This is a genomic window from Paenibacillus sp. LS-5 (genome assembly GCF_056121505.1).
In genome coordinates this window covers 141,821-159,423 of record NZ_JBWAVA010000009.1, presented here as the reverse complement: position 1 = coordinate 159,423, position 17,603 = coordinate 141,821, and the positions used below count along the sequence as shown (strand labels likewise).

The window sequence follows — 17,603 nt, the reverse complement described above, 5'->3', positions numbered from 1 at the left end:
CGCCTACAGGCGGGTGGGGAACGCCCTGAAAGAAGTGCAGAAATAGGCTGGATACGAGTGATAAGCGCATGTCGTTATCATGCTAAACAAGGTCGCCATCGTCAAGGCAGGGGTAGAGTGTATGCGGTAACATGATAGTGAATCAAACGATAAGGAGGTGTGGCATGAAGCGCTGTTTATACAGAGCGGAGGGGCTGGAAGGCGGGGAAGCGGCTGCTTTTTTCCGCAGCCGGGAGATCTCACTTCCGCTTACCGAAGCCATGGGCCGGCTGCATGTAGACCATATGAGCCTGTTTGCCTGCAGCAGCCAGCTGTTTCTTTATTATGAATGTGCGGAATCACCGGTTCCGCCGGAAACTTTACTGCCGGGAGCATCGGAGCAGCTTGCAGTTTGGCCCGGAGGGGCTAAAGGGCGCCGCTGGGTGCCGCTGACGGATATTTTTCATTATCAGCATCCTGTTTCTGCGCAGCACTGGGAGCGCCGCAGTCCTGAAGGCAAACCTTACGGACGGCTTGCGATCCTGAAGCCGGAAGCGGCTGCCAGCTACGTTTACTACCACTATCAATACCAGGAGGAACGGCCCGGGGACGGCGATAAATACGGCATCATCGGTCTGCATGAAAATGTGTTGTTTTTTTATGCGGAGCAGCCGGCTACCCGGGAGCCTGCCCCTTATGAAGGAAAACTGAAGACATCCCTTCGTCCGGACAACTGGGCTGAAGTGATGGAGCCGCATTTTATCAAATGGGAGGGAGCACCTGCGGGCCAGGAGCTGTGGCGCAAGCTTACGCTGGTACTTGAGGTAAGCTCCTTCGCCGGAAAGCTGGGAATAAGAGATGCGTAATCTGTTATGTCTTAACGGGGAATGGGATTTCATGCCCCTGTACGATCAGCCAGAGTGCCGCAGGCTGCCCGAAAGAATTAGGTATGAAGCCCGCAAGGTACAGGTCCCCTCCAGCTGGAGGAGGATCTATCCGCTGCCTGACGGCAAAAGCTTCGGCAAAATCCCGGAGTATGGGTATGCTCCATTTGACATTTACGGTTATCCGCAGGAGTGGGATGCCGCTGAAGCGGGTGTACTGCACCGGAGCTTTCGCGTCCCGGAGCGTATGGCCGGACAGCGGATTGTGCTGCGGCTGGACGGTATTATGCAGAAGGCCGTCATTTATGTGGACCGCCAGGAGGTTGGCATCTGGGAGGACGGGTATCTGCCGCTGAGACTCGACATTACGTCCATCGTAAAGCAGGGGCAGGAGCATCAGCTGCATGTGGTTTGCAGCGGATTTGATACCGTGACGCTTCCCGGCGGCATGTCCAAAATCACCGGGCTGATGGGCTCCTGGTATGGAAGAATCAGCCGGGGGATCTGGCAGGACGTGTATCTGGAGGGCTACCCCCTGCTGGCGCTGGAGGATGTAACGATCCGGACTTCCGTAAGGGAAGGGCGTATCGAGGTACAAGCGGTTGCTGCCGGGACAGACACAGCAGCGGTCCGCGGCCCGCTCACGGTAAAGCTGAGCATATGGGAGAAAGGCGTGCTAGAGCAGTCTGCGGACGGGCCAGGGGCGGATCGCTACAGTTTAGAAGCTGAATCCAGTCCGGTACTGTCTGCGGAGTGCACGGCAGAATACGTCGATGCCCACGCAGCGGAGAAGCTTAGGCTGTGTGAGAACGAACGCGGCGGGGAAGTATACAGTGCTTCATTCCATCTGGACTGGAACAGCGCCAGGCTGTGGAGCCCGGATGAACCGTTTCTGTACAGTGCGGTACTGGAGCTGCTGGAAGACGGGAAGGTTATCGACCGGCGGGATGTAGTTTTCGGCTTCCGCGAATTCTGGTGCGAGGGCCCGCAGTTCAGATTGAACGGCATACCGGTCAATCTGCGCGGTGACTCCTGGCATTTTCAGGGCGGACTGCAGATGACGGAGGCCTACATCCGCAACTGGTACCGCATCTGCCGCTCGGTTGGTATCAACAGTATCCGGCTGCATGCCGAGCCGTATCCTGCCGATTATCTGCGCATCGCTGATGAAGAGGGAATGCTCCTAATCGATGAAACGGCGATTTACGGCTCCGGCAAATCGATGCTGGCCGACCATCCCGCTTATGTGGAGAACTGTCATCAGCATGTGCGGCGGCTGGTACAGCGAGACAAAAACCATCCGTCTGTCATTCTCTGGAGTTTGCAGAACGAAATGCGCTGGGTGGACGGACGGGACGGCTTCAAAGGGCATATGCCCGGCCTGATGGCCGAGATCCGCGGGCTTGATCCTACCCGCGCTATTATTGCCGAAGGGGACAACCGTCTGCTGCCGAAGGAACATACCGAAGTGGAGAGCCGCCATTATAATATCGACGGCACGATCAGCCAGTGGGACCGGACCGTTCCGCTGACTTTCGGGGAACACGGCGGCTGGTGGTATATTTGCCCGCAGAACAGCAGTATGTACACCGGCCTTCAGGCTTACCGCGGTACGGATGAAAGCACAGCAGGCCTGGCGCTGAAGGAGCGGCTGTTTGTGGAGTACGCCAGGCGGGAGGGGGTGTCCGGCATTTCCACCTTTAATTTCGCCCATTATTTCATGCAGGCGATGCCGGAGCGGGACATTGTCCTGCCGCCTTCGGACACGGACACCTTCGGAGTGAAGCCGGGGATCATTCCGTCTTATTCGCTGTCGATCAACAACGGAATGTTGCCGGAGGAGTATCCGCTGTACTCCCCTAATCCAGCCTTTGCCATCATGGCAGAGGCGTTCAAGCCGGAAACAATTATCGCTGCCGAATACAACAGCTGCTTCTATGACGATAAGCCGGTTGCCCGCAGCTTCGACGTATACAACGACACGTTGTCTGCACAGGAAGTCAGGGCGGAATTCGTTATCCGGCAGGGCGGGAAGACCGTGCATGAGCAAAGCTTCGACTTCGTTCAACATCCTGCTGAACATAAGATCCTTGAACTGGAATGGATGCCGGCCTCCGGTGCCGACGGCGGGCAGGCGGTGCTGACAGCGCTGTTGTTCCACAGCGGGCGGCAGGTGCATGAGCTGCGTTTGGAATACAGGGTGGTACCGGCAAGTCTGCTGAACCAGCCAGTGAATGTACAGCGGCGGTCGGCCTATTGGGGAACGGACCGCGATTTCAAACCTATCAGCCGGCTTGTTCCAGGCTGTGAAAGGATAGACCGTTCCCGGCTGGCTGAGCTGGCAGCCGATGTTCTGCTTATTGTCGGCAGCCGGGCGGAGGATGGTGACGGCACACTGGAGGCGCTGCTAAAGGCATTTGCCTCTCGGGGCGGTAGGCTGCTGCTGCTGGAGCAGAACCAGCTGTCGCTGGGCAAGCTGCCGCTCTCGCGGCGGCCCTTCCTCCGTGCTCATGCCGGCAGCTACCGGCACCCGGTACTGGAGGGACTTGGCGACAGGGATCTGATGTTCTGGCATGAGAAGCTGCATGAAGAGGGGCCGGAGCCGATCATCCACGCAGCTTTCGAGAAGCCGGCGGCAGGTGATTTCACCCTGCTGCTGGAGTGCAGTTCCGGCGATTTTGGAGACGGCGGCGATTTGTGGTCTCCGCTGCTGGAGTACCGCAGCGGAGAGGGCATGTTCCTGGCCAATCAGCTGGAGCTGATGGCCAATCTGGAACATGTTCCGCAGGCCTGCCTGCTGCTTCGGAACATGCTGGCCTACGCCGGCGGCGCAGGGAACGCCGGGGCTAAGGCCCTGCCCGCGGCAGCGCTGGTGCGCCGCGGCGGGCAGGCCGCAGCTTTCCTTGCGAAGCTGCGGCTACGGTACACGGCGCTGGATCCAGCAGCGCCGGATTGGACTGGCGCGCCAGACATTGCCGCGCGCACCGGGCTGCAGGACTTCGGCCTGATCGTGGCCGAAGCCTGCATGCTTGAGACGCCGGGAGCAGCTGAAGCGCTCCGGCGTCATGCCGAAGCCGGCGGGCAGGTGCTGCTCCTGCCGGCGGAGGAACGCCAGCAGGCGGCGCTTGCCCGCCTGCTGGACCGTCCCGTGCGCGTGGTGCCGCACGAGACGTATCACTTGGCGGCGGACTACGCCCACGCCGCCGTGCAGGGATTCAGCCCTGTCGACCTGTTCGGGTTCGACAAGGTGTTTCTGTCGCCGCGGGAGGTCAAGAACCGCTTGCTTGCAGCGGACAGCCTGGAGATTCAAGGCGCCGGTGTGCTCTGTATGAGTATCGAAGGCACGGCCTGGAAGGACTATTTCGTCCATGGCTACACGGCAGAATACAGCCGTCTGGCACTGGTGGAGCTGAACCGCAGAAACGCCCGCCCATCTGGAATCTTCCTGGCCGAAGCTAAGACCGGTGCAGGTTCTGTGTTCTGCTCCCAGCTGTTAACAGAACCGGGGAGTGAGAAGGCGCTTCGCCTGTATACCCGTTTGCTGGCCAATCTGGGTGCGTCATTTGATGACGGTCTATTGGACAGCGTGAAGGGGGACGGGGAGTGGGCCGTAGAAACGATGATGGCGCTGCCTTGTCCGCCCCATGTCGATTATCGTGAGATGAAGGCTTATTACACTGATCCGGCGTTTTCATTGAATAATCTGGGGGAAGGCCTTTACGGCTGGATGCAGAAGAAAGAGCGGCGTTCCGGCGATGGTACATTGCGCATTGCCGATGCGGGATGTAATCCCTGGTTTCTGAGCTGCTTTGTGCAGGCTCAGGATAAAGAGGGGGCTGCCGGGCAGCTTCACCGGGGACGCCTGCGCATCAGCACAGCGGTACCTTATGAGATTTATCTGAACGGTGCTCTCGTGACAGAGCCGGAGCGGGAGCTTACACTGCAGACCGGTCTCAACCGGCTGATTGCGATCGTACACGGAACGGGCGGAGACCTGACTTTCGGCCTGACCTTCTTGAATGAAGACGGCACCTATATGAAAGGCCTCGAATACCGTCTTACCCTGGATGAGGTCGAGCCGAAATAAGCATTATCATCACAAAGGAGCTGAAGCCCAGTGAAAGCCGAGCCTATCAAATATACGGATCCGAAAGATTACTATACCTTCAGGGACGGGGAGAAGGAGGTGGAATTTAACCGGCATGATATGCCGACACCATGGATGAACTACCTGTCGAACGGTACCTTCCATACGATGATGTCGCATGCGGGCGGCGGGGTAGCTTTTTACAAATCGCCCCAGATCTGGCGGATTACACGCTACCGGTTCTTCCACCTGCCGATGGACCGCTCAGGCCCTTATATCTATGTGCAGAATGCGGAAACAGGCCGTTACTGGTGCCCGACCAGCGAACCCGCTTTAGATAAACCGGAGCTGTGGAAGAGTGCCCACGGCATGGGCTATACACGTTTCGAGGCAAGTCAGGGCGGTATATCGGCACAAACAGTGTATTTTGTCGGGCCTTATGAGAATTCGCTGATCTGGAATCTGACCTTGACCAATCAGGGCAGTGCACCACAAGAGCTGAAGGTCTACGCTTACGCCGAGTTTGGCATGATGGAATTTATGCGTGAGCTTCAGTGGCAGTGCTATAACAAACATCAGGTTTCGGTGCAATATCATGAAGCGGAGGGACTGGTGTACCGGTACGGGGTCGAAAATCAGCCAAAGCCAGAAGAGACGCCGCTCGTCTATCTGGCTGCGGATACGCCGCTTGCCGGATATGACGGCGACCGCGAGGAATTTATCGGCAGCTACTGCAGTGAATCCAATCCGTCGGCGATTGAGAACGGCGGCTGCACCGGATCGGAGCTGATGGGCGGCGACCCGTGCGGTGCGCTGCAGTTCAACCTTACGCTGCAGCCGGGCGAGAGCCGCACGATCAATATATTTCTTGGCACTGCAGCGGATGAGGAGGAGGTCTCGAGGGTAATAGCCCGCTCCCGGGAGGCTGGATTCGTAGAATCCTCTTTCCTGGCTCTTAAAGAGAATTGGTCAAGCTACCTTGGCGCATGGGAGAGCCGGCTACCGGACAAAGATGCGGAGCGGATGATCAACATCTGGAATCCGTACCAGGCGCACCGCAACTTTCTGTTTTCGCGCAACATTTCTTTTTACGCCACCGGCACGTTCCGCGGTGTCGGCTACCGGGACACCGCGCAGGATATTTTGGCGGTGGTGCCCTTCGACACGGAGCTTGCCTTTGACAAGCTGAGGCTTTTACTCGGACAGCAGTACAAGGACGGGCATGTGAATCATTACTTCTTCCCGAACGAGGGATGGGACCCGGTAATGAGCATCCATTCCGACGACCATTTGTGGACCGCGCTGGCGGCATGGGATTTGCTGGCGGAAACCGGAGATGCGGCTTTTCTGAAGACCAAGGTACCTTACTATGACGGCGGCGAGGGAACAGTGTACGAGCATTTAAAGGCTGCGGTTGATTTCACCGCGTCCCGGCTCGGTTCCCGCGGCTTCCCGCTGATGCTGCGCTCGGACTGGAACGACCAGCTGTTCCGTGTATGCAGGGAAGGGCGGGGCGAAAGTATCTGGACGTCGATGCAGCTTGGAACGGTACTGCTGCGGATGGTTGATCTTGCCGCAGCTAGCGGTCATCCGGAGGATAACGCCCGGTATGAAGCCATGTATGAGAGTCAGCGCAAGCTGGTCAACAGCATCGGCTGGGATGGACGCTGGTTCCGGCGGGCCATCATGGACGACGGACGGTTCCTCGGCAGTGACGAACACGACGAGGCCAAAATCTGGCTCAACGCCCAGACCTGGGCGACGATATCAGGTATGGCGGACCCCGAGAAGGGGCTGCAGGCCATGGACAGCGTGTATGAAATGTTGGATACAGAACTCGGCATCAAAAAAATCCATCCGTCCATCACCAGCTTTCCCGATCCTGCCGACCCTTTGACCAATTACAACAAGGGCACGGGGGAGAACGGGGCGGTATTCTGCCACGCCAACACCTGGGCGATTATCGCTGAATGTATGCTTGGCCGGGGAGACCTGGCCTATAAATATTACCGCCAGCTGCTGCCGAATGTGGCTATGGATAAGGCGGGTTTATGGCGATACAAAGCAGAGCCTTACGTCTATTCCTCCAACCTGTTCGGGCCGGAGTCTGATAAATTCGGTCTCGCCAATGTCTCCTGGTTAACCGGTACGGCTGCCTGGATGTATGTTGCTGTTACCCAATATATCCTGGGTGTGAAGCCGGTGCTCGAAGGCTTGTCCATCGACCCCTGTATTCCCGCCGATTGGGAAGGGTTTACGGTGAAACGGCGCTTCCGGGGCTGTGTCTATGACATTACCGTTACGAATGCCAGCAGGGTCTGCAAGGGTGTCCGAGGAATTACTGTCGACGGTGAACCGGTAGAGGGCAACGTTCTACCTCCTTATCCCGGACGCTCATCCGTCAAGGTTGAGGTCATTTTATAAGAAGTGTTTTTTTAGCCAAAACCCTTCCAGAGTCAGCCAGTGGACTACTTTGTCAGCTGAGTGCACAGCAAATCGCCCTTTCGTAAAATGGCTGCTCAACACTTCCATTTTATAAAAGGGCGTTTTTTTGCGGTTATTGTAATTAGATTGGCTTCAGCGGATGCTCTTTCTGTATTTTTCCGGTGAAATTCCTTTGTTTTTTTTGAACATCTGACTGAAATAGGACGGAGAAAAACTGCCCACCTCTGTCGCGATCTCCTGAACGGATTTAGCGGTATTGGCAAGCAGTATACAAGCTTCACTTACACGCCGCTGCATCAAATATTCGGACAGCGTGATGCCAGCAAATTGCTTGAATACATGCGAAATATGATACGGTGACAGATGCATCTTATTAGCCAGTGCTTCGAGGCTGAAGGGCTCTTTGTAATGTTCATCCAACCATTCAGTGATCTGCTCTACATGTGAACCTCCACGCGAATGCAGCGGGTTGACTTCGGCCATGACATCAGACATTTGTTTTTGCAGCAGCCGGATCAGCTGAAGCACCAGAAACCCGATAGTCTCTTCTTTGTCTGCAGCAGAGTTATTTATAGAATGATCTATTTCCTCCAGCAACTCAGGAATCAGGGTGTCCTGCATATCATAGAAAACCGGCTTCTGGAGGCTGCCCTTCCACATCCTGCGGAAAAACTTCTCCAGGAAAGGAAAAGCCGAAAGATAATGCTCCACAAAATTGGGGTCAAAGGTCAGATTTGTCCGGATATAAGAACGGCCCTGTGCCGGAGGAACTATCACACGGTGCAGCTGATAGGGCTGAAACCAGACCAGCATATGATCCCGGATGGGGTAGGTCTGATTCTCTGCCATAATTTCGCCGCGACCATTGTAAATGTACAGCAGTTCAATACCCCTGTGTGCGTGAAACCAGTGGGCTTCCTCATTTTCATATTTATAATTGAACATAAGTAGTCCAGGTTCAAGCCTTTGGGGTGAATGATCGTTCCTGTTCATGAAACGCTCCCTTATTATCCGTTATTATTTCCAGTATAGATCATTCCTTTCCTATCGGCCATCGCGTTCATACCAATATCCCGGAACACCTTGCTGCAGACGCAGCAGCGCTTCCAGAAAGAAATAGTCACCCCAGATCATGAAATCATCAGGAGAAGAGTTTCCTCTGACAGAATAGGAGCCATGCCGGAGAAAACCTTCCTCCGCCAAACTGCCTGCGGTAAAATAGCGGTCCAGTAGGGTATCCATAGACTTGCCCGCCGCTTCGGCAAGCATTTTCCGGTCCGGATCCTCCTCAGGCAAGTGCTCCAGCAGCTCAAGGATGCCGCATACAAAGATGGCCGACGCCGAACTGTCACGGGGAGTGGGGTGCTCTTGCGGAACATCGAAATCCCAATACGCAACACCATCACCGGAAAGCTGCTCTAAAAAATAGCGGGCCAGTCTTTTGGAGGTTTCCAGAAAACGCGGTTCATTGAGATAACGGTAAGCTAAGGCGAAGCCGTAAACACCCCAGGCCTGTCCCCGCGTCCAGGTGGAGCCGTCTTGAAAGCCTTGTCCGGTCCCTCCGCGAATGGCATTTCCCGTCAGCTGGTCAAAATAAAAAGTATGGTAGGAGGAATCATCTCCCCTGACCAGGAACCGGCGGCTTTTCTCGGCCTGGATGCTGGCACAGTCGGCATAGCTGCAGTCGCCGGTCTGTTCCGTTGCCCAATACAGCAGCGGAAGATTCATCAGGCAGTCAATAATAATCCGGCCCCCGTCATTCACATCGCCTTCCGGTCCCCAGGCTTGAAACAGCTGCGGAACAGAGCGCCAGCGCTTCATCAGAATATCGGCTGCCTGCAGCGCAAGCAGACGGGAGTCTTCATCCTTATCAACAATCCAGCGGGCCTTGGCAGAGAGCGAGTAGAGAAAGCCGATATCATGATGATCGAGCGCCTGCTCCACTTCCAGGCGTTTCTTGAAAGAATCAACCGTTCGGATAGCTGCGGCGTGAATCTCCGGATCTCTACTGTATTCATAGCTCAGCCACAAAATTCCGCTCCAGAATCCTTCTGTCCAGCTGGTATGGTCAGTCAAATGATATTTGCCGTCTCCCAGGCTTACAATCGGAAAGGAGCCTCCAAAGCGTTTGATGTTGCGACGGGTGGTGGAGAGCGTGTGTTCAATCGCTTTTTTCCAGTTCATAATAACCTCCATAGTATCGCTTCATTGTTATTAGGTTCATTATAATCCTGGAGTTGTATTGATTTGTTGTGAAAATTGTTAGCTATATTGCGGTTTATAACTGGGTCGTCCGGGTTCTGATACATACAGAATGACTGTCAGCAAAGAAGCCGCGCCCTGACGAGAGCGGGGAGGTTTTTTGTTGTGAATTGTTTTGCAAGGCATCCTATTTATTTAGAATGGTTGATATACTAGAAGAAGCCATTTACGAATAGAAGAAAGGCAGTTGAAAAATGAAATTTAGTAGAACGCAGTCATCTATTGTACTTTCAATACTTATTATCATTTTTATTTTCATTTTCATTGGAACCAAATATTTAAGTGATACCATTTTCAGTTTAACGACAGTTTTTTTAGTTTCTTTCTTAGTTTATTTAGCTACCACATTTTATAAGATTACAGAAGGGAAGCTTATCAAATATACCCTATTCTCAAAGTCATTTGAAATTGAGATTGAATCTATCAAATATATTGAAGCCTGAGGACTTTTATTATCTTCATTTGAAGGATAACTCTAAAATTAAAATAGATAGTCATTATAGAAACAGTAGAAAGAGCATAGGCAGGTACTTATCCAAGAAATTTAGAATTCAATTTAAAGAAACAGAAAAAGTGAAATATTTTCATTGAAATCCTTAGATAACACCATATTCACGCTTCGGAGCATGCGCCCCTCGATCCGGAAGGGAGTTAGAAGAGGGCCTTAAACTGATGATTATGCCGAGTATAAGCTAAGGGAAATGAAAATATAGCTGCCGTGCTGCAGAAGCGATGAGTTTATGCCTTCTTTTACCTTTAAGGTGAAGGGAGGTTTTTTGTTGTTTACTTACCAAAACAGCCCTGTAGTGAGTTCGATCACTATCTAATTTTCATGACATGATAAATTAAAGTTATTAAGGAAATCTAGGAGGATCTGTTATGGGAAGATACGAACCACAAAGGGAATTTCTAAAATCCAATTTTCATGAATTTAAGCATATAAAAACGGACAAGATCAAAGGATTGGCACAACCGCCCATTGTTAAGCCTTATGATTCAGAATCCCTAATTATTGATTTGCCTAAGGTCAGCAAAGACGTTGTGTCTAAACAGAACATTTTTGATGTTATAGATCAAAGAAGAAGTACAAGATTTTATTCGGCGGAAACGTTGAGTTTGGATGAATTATCCTATTTGTTATGGGCTACCCAAGGAATTACAGGTATGAATAAGAACGGACTTACGCTGCGTACGGTACCCTGTAGTGGGGCGACACACACATTTGAAACCTATTTAGTGATTATGCGGGTAGAAGGCATTGAGCAAGGGATCTACAGATACCTTCCTGTAGAGCATAAGCTATTATTTATGTTTGAGTTAGATGAACTTGAACAGAAGGTGGATGCGATTACGTTAGATCAGCCGTTTGTCCCTAACTTTGCCAAAAAAGCTTCTGTACTGTTTGCATGGAGTACCACACCTTATCGCTCTGAATGGAAGTATGATATTTCCGCTCACAAAAAAATTCTCATCGATGTTGGACATGTATGCCAGAACCTGTATTTATCCAGTGAATCGATCGGTGCAGGCGCTTGCGCCATTGGAATCTATGATCAAAAGCTGATTGACGAAATATTACAATTAGACGGTGATGAAGAATTTGTGATCTATCTTGGTACGGTTGGGAAGAAACGGGAATAGCTACTCGCATTTCTGATTACAGTAACAGCTTAATTAATGACTCCAAAAGTATTGGAACCTTTGAGGTTGAACAACCTTGAGGGTTTTTTTATATTTCCAATATTTAGAATGGTTGATACACTGGAGGAGGAAAATCGGAATAGCCATCAGAAGGGATGATCAATGATTGGCAACAGAAATCTTGCCTGTAATTAAAGGAGAATGAAAGTTGAATCGAGATGAGAAGGGAATCACAAAACATCGGTTTCATGCTACGTTGCTTGAGAGTAGGGTATCTGTGAAGAAAATATGGTCATACATTTTCAAATTTATTTTGTTGATGTTACCAAATGATGTAAATGAAATCGGTTCAAAGTTGATCGGATACCATAAGGTCATGTGGTGGTATTTAAACCATATAGCCCTTGGGTCCGCGAGGAGCATTTTCAAAGAAGCATATCCGTTTCACTGAGCAGAATACTCCATACCGCAAAATCCGGCTGTGTGAAATTGTTTAAGAAACTCAAGAAAGGGCGGTAAATATGAAAAAATATATATTAGCGTTATTTGTTTTTATGATCATTAGCGCTTGTAATGGCAGTACAAACTATAAAAAAATGGAGATCATGGGTCCTTCGATGGAACCGACATTTAAAGATGGTCAGATTGTTAAGGTAGACACAGATTATTATAATCAGCATGAAGTAGAACGTAATGAGCTTGTTTGCTTTTATACAGATCAGAAAAATAAAATGTATGTCAAACGAGTTGTAGGCTTACCTAACGAAAAGATAAAAGTGATGAAAGACAAGATACTAATTAATGATGTTCCAATTGATTTACCCGTTAAAATGGTTGATAACTCCAGAGTTGGTGAATACAAGACAGGAGCAGATGATTTTTTTATCATTGGCGATAATTATAACGACAGCTTGGATAGTAGAACTATCGGCACGATTAGAAAAGAACAAATTGTTGGGAAGGTCATAGATTAATTTGACTGTAAATTGAAGGGGGGCGATCCCTCGCATAACAAAGGGGAGTAATCTGACTCTATGAAGAAATTAATTTTAACTTCTATTGGTGTTGCTGCACTTTTAAGTTGCATAGTGGGGTGTAATGAAAATTCACACACTCAGACAATTGAACAGGAAGCAACTCCATCCAATACACCAGCGGCCAGTATATCTCCAAGTACAAACAAAGAAACATTAGAAGTGGAAACTCCACAGCAAAGCAATGAGCAGAGGGAAACTAACATCAATGCATTGATTCCAGAAGGATGGCACATTTTAGAACTTATCAAAGGAGAGTCAGTTATCGCAGAAGGCGATTTAAATAAAGATGGTATCTCAGACACTGCAACAGTAATTGAGAAGGATGTGGTTGATCAAACGGCGTCTCCGAGATCACTATTCATTGCATTTGGCGGTAAAAACAACACATATTCCGTATCCATCATAGCCGATAATGTCATTTTGAATGCTGATGAGGGTGGAGTATGGGGCGACCCTTTTGATAGCCTAATCATTGATCGGGGTTCTGTCCTTGTTAGCGATTACGGGGGAAGCAATTGGAGATGGTACAATAAATATAGATTTAGATATCAAGATAATGACTGGTTTTTAATAGGAGCAACGATGGGAAGTTACAATACAGGGATAACGACAATTGATAAGTCTGACGAAGATGATATCAATCTATTGACCGGAGAATTCATCCAGCGAAGAACTGACGAACAAGGAAATACAAGGGGCCAGTTCAGCAAAGTATTTTGAAAGGACGTAAAGGAAAGTAAATCTCGATCAAAATCGAATCGGAGTTACAGTTTGCCTACACGTCCTAAGTTCTTTTGCAATAATTAAAGTTCCCTCATGGCATTTGAGAACCCTTTTAAATAGGGCTTCATTTCTTTTAATTTATTTTTTAGGTTTTTATCAAGAGTAGCATAGTACTCATCAGGTTGGTAAATGGATTTTTTCTTGACAATTATTCCATCCTTGTATGTTTCTTGTGTATAAAAATCATCCCCATCACTACCTGAATTATGAACTCCAGATCTTAATACAAAGGAAGTTGATCCATTTTCAGTTATCTTTTCATACGTACCTATAGAATAGTTAGAACCGGAAGACTCTGGCTCATATGCAAACGAGTATCCTTCATAATACTTACCAGTCTTCTTGTAAATATGAATATTAGAAGCTTGCTCTCCACTAAAGTTCCCACTTAATAATTTTCTAGCTAGTTCTTTACTGTTAGTACCGAAACCGACTGCCTGTTTCTGGTCAATATAATCAAAATCGTAGTACCCTAAAAAAAATCGTGTTTCATAACCATTTATAAACTGATTATTGTTAAATATACCTTGTTGAACTAGCGATGGGCCATATTCGCCCGATGTAATTTCCTTTAACAGGCCCTTACCATGTTTTTTATCATTTTTCCAAGAACCGTTATAAGTTATTGTTCTCGTTGTATCAGTATCAACAATTTCGTTGAACTTATAGTATCCTTGACCTGACCTTTTTCCATCTATCCAGTCACCCGAATAACTTTTGCCCCCCCAGTCCATGGACCCTTTTCCGTTGGGTTTTCCATTCTTTACTTCGCCATAGTATGTAACGCCTTTCGATAATTCTAAATAAACTTTTGTATTCGTAGCTTCAACCTGGTTAGTGCTCAACATTGGTAATAAGATAACGATACAAATTAAAAACAAAATTCTGTTTTTCATTTTTTTCATCCTTTATATTTTATTGAGTTCGGTTGTTAACAGATTATTAATCTCGTTTAGTCCCTTAGTATTATTGCTTCATGGTTTCCATAACCTTTGTCGTGAAAATTCATTCATCAAAATTCTGGAGGTATCCAACTTTAAGTATTCGATATTATACACGAATCTCCTGTATCTCGCAGTTCCCTCATAGTTACATTCATTCTACGAAAAAGAAGGGAATGTAAGCTACTGTAAGGATTTCCGACTCGCGAGGAGACAAGATGAGCTTGAGAAAAGCTTCAGGAGCTTGAACGAAGTGACCAAGAATCAACGCCAGATCGACTAAAAGTAAATATAAGCCAAGCGATAGCCGTCCAAAAGGCAGGTCGTTCGCAAGCGGTTGTCGAGCTGATCAAGCTTGGGGAGCTGAAGATATAGCTGCCGTGCTACAGAAGCTGCGCGTTTATGCCTTCTTTTACCTTTAGGGGTGAGGGGGGGATAATAAATCCGCTCTATAAATATTCTATTTCAGAGTTACCTCCACGAAATATTGAATCGCTTGAAGGTTTCTTTTAATTCCCAATATTTAGAATGGCTGATATACTGGGGGAGAAAGTGAGATGCAATTCCAATGAAGTATGCTTGACAATTGAACCATTGCCATAAAAAGGAGTCAATACATGAAGACAAGAACAAAACTTCTCTTAATCGTGGTATCGATTTTTTGTTCAATAATATTACCTATACTAATTCTAGGATTATTTCATCTTTTGTTTGCTGAGTTTTATACTAAGGGATTCTTAACTGGACTCGGTCATCTTCTTATATGTGGACTAATGATAATTCTGAATATAGTTACTAGCCAAATAATAATACAAAGCCAATTTGACAAGGGAAAAGAGGACATGACAAGATCTATTTTTATATTTATTATTGTCAGTATCATTTTACAGGTAACACTAAGTATCATGATTGAGAATCCATTTAAAGATCCTACCTTACCTAATATAATCATGTAATCATTAATACAGGGAAGCGAAATTCGGTCAGACAACTTAAACAGATAGATACAATTTGAATTCGTGGACTCCGAAAGGATGAGTGACATGAACAAAGCAATTATTGAGAATATAAGTGAAATGATATTTATCAGTAGAAAACACCTATTTGTTTCGTCTGATGTAGTCATATATCATCCGGGTCATTTTCCCGAACTGAATATGAAGATATTGGAACTCTATAAAAATGAGGGTTTCAAGAGACTATTAATCCCTGATATATACAACAAATTTTTAGAAGCTAACGAGTTTGAATTTCATAAGCTCCAGTTAATTCAATTAGGCTTACCAGAGAGTATTATTTTCCCGATTACAGGTGCTTGTAATGCCCATGATGTCGTAAAAACTGCGATAACCATGATCATGCCTGAAGAAAGAAATATATTACTTGCGGGTAAGGCTTTTTTCTGTAGAAGATTTATTTTGCTTGCAAGTTTATTTGGAGATGATCAAATGAATTTTGATATATTGCCACTCCATGATGATCGAGGAATTAATAAAGATAATTGGAATCAGACGGAAAAGGGAAGAACAAGAGTACGCAACGAAATGAATGTAATCAATGATTTATTAAACCAGGCGAAAGAGAAATTGATAACTATTGATAGCAATTAGCATAACCAACCACATCTGAAAGAAGATGGATTTTATTCATAACCCTCAAAAAGACTATAAGGAGCTAAAGAGAATGAATCCACCTAAGCATATCCTTTCTGCTGCGGCTATTGTTGTCAATGATAAGAATGAATTATTACTGATTAAAGGTCCAAGAAGGGGCTGGGAGATGCCGGGTGGCCAAGTAGAAGAAGGGGAGTCCCTAACTCAAGCTGCAATAAGAGAAACCAAAGAAGAATCGGGAATCGATATAGAAATTATCAAATTCTGCGGGGTTTTTCAAAACATAGAGAATTCAATCTGTAATACCTTATTTTTAGCGAAACCCATAGGTGGAGAATTAACACGTTCGTCAGAAAGTCTGGATTCGGGTTTCTTTCCGATTGAAGAGGCACTAAACAAAGTAGTATGGAAAAATTTCAGACAAAGAATAGAGTGCTGTTTAAGTAATGAACTGCAACCCTTTTGTGTTGAGTTTACTGATAAAGAGAATATTTTAGGTCCCTGAAGGGAGAAGAAAATGTCCCAATTTCCTATATTAGAAACAGAAAGATTAATACTAAGACAACTTAACCAAGACGACGCCAGGGATGTTTTTCGATATTTCTCTTTGGATGAAGTTACGAAATTTTATGATTTGGAGAGTTTTACTACTATTAATCAAGCAGAAGAATTAATTGGACGATGGAATCAAAAATTCGAAGAAAGTCAAGGCTTCCGGTGGGGAATTACTTTGAAGTCGGATCACAGAGTTATTGGAACCTGTGGTTTTCATGGTTGGATGAAAAAACATTATAAAGCTGAAATTGGATATGAACTTACTCCAGAATATTGGCGTAAAGGCATTATGTCCGAGGCGGCTCAAAAGATAATTGAATTCGGATTTCACGAACTTGGATTGAACAGAATCGAAGCATTTGTAGAGCCGGAGAATGTGAATTCAAGGAAGGTGCTTGAGAACATAGGATTCGGTGAAGAAGGGGTATTGAAGGAACATTACTTTTGGAAAAACCGGTTTGTTGATGTTGCGGTATATGCCTTGCTTAAGAAAGACTATAAAGTGCAGTAACTAGTGGACTTAATCAAGAAAGTGGTAAGGAGGAGTAGACTTGTCAGAATCCGAGGAAGTTCTTACTGGCGGCAATATTAATCAGGTTGTGAAAGTAGGGAACACCGTTCGTCGGGGGGCTCCTTCCAATCCGTATGTGTATGAATTGCTGATACATCTTGAAAAGGTAGGCTATCCTTATTCTCCTAGATATATAGGATTAGATGAAAAGAATAGAGAGATTCTATCTTACCTTGAAGGAGTAGTTCCGGGGAATCAATACCCTGATATTGAAGCATATATGTGGTCGGATGAGGTTTTATCTGAACTTGCCAAGCTCTTAAGAAGCTATCATGACGCAACTGTAGGATTTACACCCACTACGAATTCTACAAATGAGTATCCTGAGAGAACTTTGCATGAGGTCGTGTGCCATAATGATGCTGCCCTATATAACGTTGTGTTTAAAGACAGACTTCCTGTGGGGATTATTGATTTTGACATGGCAGGTCCAGGTCCACGGATGTGGGACATTGTGTACACTTTATATACATCTGTTCCACTTGCAGAGTTTGCGCCAAGTCCAAATGACTACCTGGTTGAGAAATATAATAGAGAGAATCATGCATCAGCGAGGAAAAGACGTGTGGAAATATTCTTTAATTCTTATGGACTAGATATTCCAACGGATCTTAAGGATTGGGTGATTGCCCGTATTCAATTCATGTGTACTACATTATCTGAACGTGCCGCAGCTGGAGATCCAGCGTTTGTGAAATTAGTCGAAGAAGGTCATCTTGCTCATTATGAGAAAGAAATTGAGTTTCTTGAAGAACATTTCGATGATTGGATGTAATGAATGATGGTGTCGAGCCAAAGGAGAAAA

Annotated in this window: 13 protein-coding genes; 10 read left to right on the top strand and 3 right to left on the bottom strand. The window is 47.2% G+C overall.

The features are described 5' to 3' along the window. Positions 1 to 164: 164 nt before the first annotated feature. From AC0MA3_RS15350 to AC0MA3_RS15340, 3 genes are read left to right on the top strand one after another with little or no spacing between them, the layout of a single operon-like run. Positions 165 to 845, top strand: a complete 681-nt coding sequence (locus AC0MA3_RS15350; RefSeq protein ID WP_474656809.1) for a hypothetical protein — start codon at positions 165 to 167, stop codon at positions 843 to 845. Then, entirely contained in the window at positions 838 to 4,950 is a 4,113-nt protein-coding gene (locus AC0MA3_RS15345; protein ID WP_474656808.1) for a glycoside hydrolase family 2 protein, read from the top strand. The genes AC0MA3_RS15350 and AC0MA3_RS15345 overlap by 8 nt, the downstream gene beginning before the upstream one ends. Before the next feature lie 30 nt (positions 4,951 to 4,980). After that, positions 4,981 to 7,374: a GH36-type glycosyl hydrolase domain-containing protein gene (locus tag AC0MA3_RS15340; protein ID WP_474656807.1), complete on the top strand. Its 2,394-nt coding sequence runs from the start codon at positions 4,981 to 4,983 to the stop codon at positions 7,372 to 7,374. A gap of 153 nt (positions 7,375 to 7,527) precedes the next feature. On the opposite strand, the gene AC0MA3_RS15335 is transcribed toward AC0MA3_RS15340, so the two are convergent. Then, complete coding sequence (locus AC0MA3_RS15335; protein WP_474656806.1) at positions 7,528 to 8,388, bottom strand: helix-turn-helix domain-containing protein; 861 nt, start codon at positions 8,386 to 8,388, stop codon at positions 7,528 to 7,530. Between the two features lie 51 nt (positions 8,389 to 8,439). Further along, positions 8,440 to 9,579 (bottom strand): glycoside hydrolase family 88 protein, encoded by a 1,140-nt coding sequence (locus tag AC0MA3_RS15330; RefSeq protein WP_474656805.1) that lies wholly within the window; start codon positions 9,577 to 9,579, stop codon positions 8,440 to 8,442. A gap of 957 nt (positions 9,580 to 10,536) precedes the next feature. Here AC0MA3_RS15330 and AC0MA3_RS15325 point away from each other — a divergent pair. The 3 genes from AC0MA3_RS15325 (at position 10,537) to AC0MA3_RS15315 (ending at position 13,055) form a co-directional block, all read left to right on the top strand. Then, the gene (locus AC0MA3_RS15325) at positions 10,537 to 11,298 is read left to right on the top strand and encodes a SagB/ThcOx family dehydrogenase (RefSeq protein WP_474656804.1); all 762 of its coding nucleotides are present in this window, start codon (positions 10,537 to 10,539) and stop codon (positions 11,296 to 11,298) included. Between the two features lie 521 nt (positions 11,299 to 11,819). Then, positions 11,820 to 12,272, top strand: a complete 453-nt coding sequence (gene lepB / locus AC0MA3_RS15320) for a signal peptidase I (protein ID WP_474656803.1) — start codon at positions 11,820 to 11,822, stop codon at positions 12,270 to 12,272. A 60-nt stretch (positions 12,273 to 12,332) separates the two neighbouring features. Next, on the top strand, positions 12,333 to 13,055 hold the full coding sequence (locus tag AC0MA3_RS15315; RefSeq protein WP_474656802.1) for a hypothetical protein: 723 nt from the start codon (positions 12,333 to 12,335) through the stop codon (positions 13,053 to 13,055). 83 nt (positions 13,056 to 13,138) lie between these two features. Here AC0MA3_RS15315 and AC0MA3_RS15310 read toward each other — a convergent pair whose 3' ends face one another. Then, on the bottom strand, positions 13,139 to 14,014 hold the full coding sequence (locus AC0MA3_RS15310) for a hypothetical protein (RefSeq protein ID WP_474656801.1): 876 nt from the start codon (positions 14,012 to 14,014) through the stop codon (positions 13,139 to 13,141). 1,088 nt (positions 14,015 to 15,102) lie between these two features. Here AC0MA3_RS15310 and AC0MA3_RS15305 point away from each other — a divergent pair. From AC0MA3_RS15305 to AC0MA3_RS15290, 4 genes are all read left to right on the top strand, one after another. Next, a complete protein-coding gene (locus AC0MA3_RS15305; RefSeq protein ID WP_474656800.1) occupies positions 15,103 to 15,669 on the top strand; it encodes a hypothetical protein in 567 nt (188 codons plus the stop codon). Between the two features lie 73 nt (positions 15,670 to 15,742). After that, positions 15,743 to 16,177, top strand: a complete 435-nt coding sequence (locus tag AC0MA3_RS15300; RefSeq protein WP_474656799.1) for an NUDIX hydrolase — start codon at positions 15,743 to 15,745, stop codon at positions 16,175 to 16,177. Positions 16,178 to 16,189: 12 nt separating this feature from the next. Then, complete coding sequence (locus AC0MA3_RS15295) at positions 16,190 to 16,738, top strand: GNAT family N-acetyltransferase (protein WP_474656798.1); 549 nt, start codon at positions 16,190 to 16,192, stop codon at positions 16,736 to 16,738. A 40-nt stretch (positions 16,739 to 16,778) separates the two neighbouring features. Next, positions 16,779 to 17,573 (top strand): aminoglycoside phosphotransferase family protein, encoded by a 795-nt coding sequence (locus AC0MA3_RS15290; RefSeq protein WP_474656797.1) that lies wholly within the window; start codon positions 16,779 to 16,781, stop codon positions 17,571 to 17,573. Positions 17,574 to 17,603 lie beyond the last annotated feature (30 nt).

Coding starts and splice junctions, on each gene's coding strand:
- AC0MA3_RS15350 (WP_474656809.1), top strand. CDS start 165: ATGAAGCGCTGTTTATACAGAGCGGAGGGGCTGGAAGGCGGGGAAGCG.
- AC0MA3_RS15345 (WP_474656808.1), top strand. CDS start 838: ATGCGTAATCTGTTATGTCTTAACGGGGAATGGGATTTCATGCCCCTG.
- AC0MA3_RS15335 (WP_474656806.1), bottom strand. CDS start 8,388: ATGAACAGGAACGATCATTCACCCCAAAGGCTTGAACCTGGACTACTT.
- AC0MA3_RS15330 (WP_474656805.1), bottom strand. CDS start 9,579: ATGAACTGGAAAAAAGCGATTGAACACACGCTCTCCACCACCCGTCGC.
- AC0MA3_RS15325 (WP_474656804.1), top strand. CDS start 10,537: ATGGGAAGATACGAACCACAAAGGGAATTTCTAAAATCCAATTTTCAT.
- lepB (WP_474656803.1), top strand. CDS start 11,820: ATGAAAAAATATATATTAGCGTTATTTGTTTTTATGATCATTAGCGCT.
- AC0MA3_RS15315 (WP_474656802.1), top strand. CDS start 12,333: ATGAAGAAATTAATTTTAACTTCTATTGGTGTTGCTGCACTTTTAAGT.
- AC0MA3_RS15310 (WP_474656801.1), bottom strand. CDS start 14,014: ATGAAAAACAGAATTTTGTTTTTAATTTGTATCGTTATCTTATTACCA.
- AC0MA3_RS15305 (WP_474656800.1), top strand. CDS start 15,103: ATGAACAAAGCAATTATTGAGAATATAAGTGAAATGATATTTATCAGT.
- AC0MA3_RS15300 (WP_474656799.1), top strand. CDS start 15,743: ATGAATCCACCTAAGCATATCCTTTCTGCTGCGGCTATTGTTGTCAAT.
- AC0MA3_RS15295 (WP_474656798.1), top strand. CDS start 16,190: ATGTCCCAATTTCCTATATTAGAAACAGAAAGATTAATACTAAGACAA.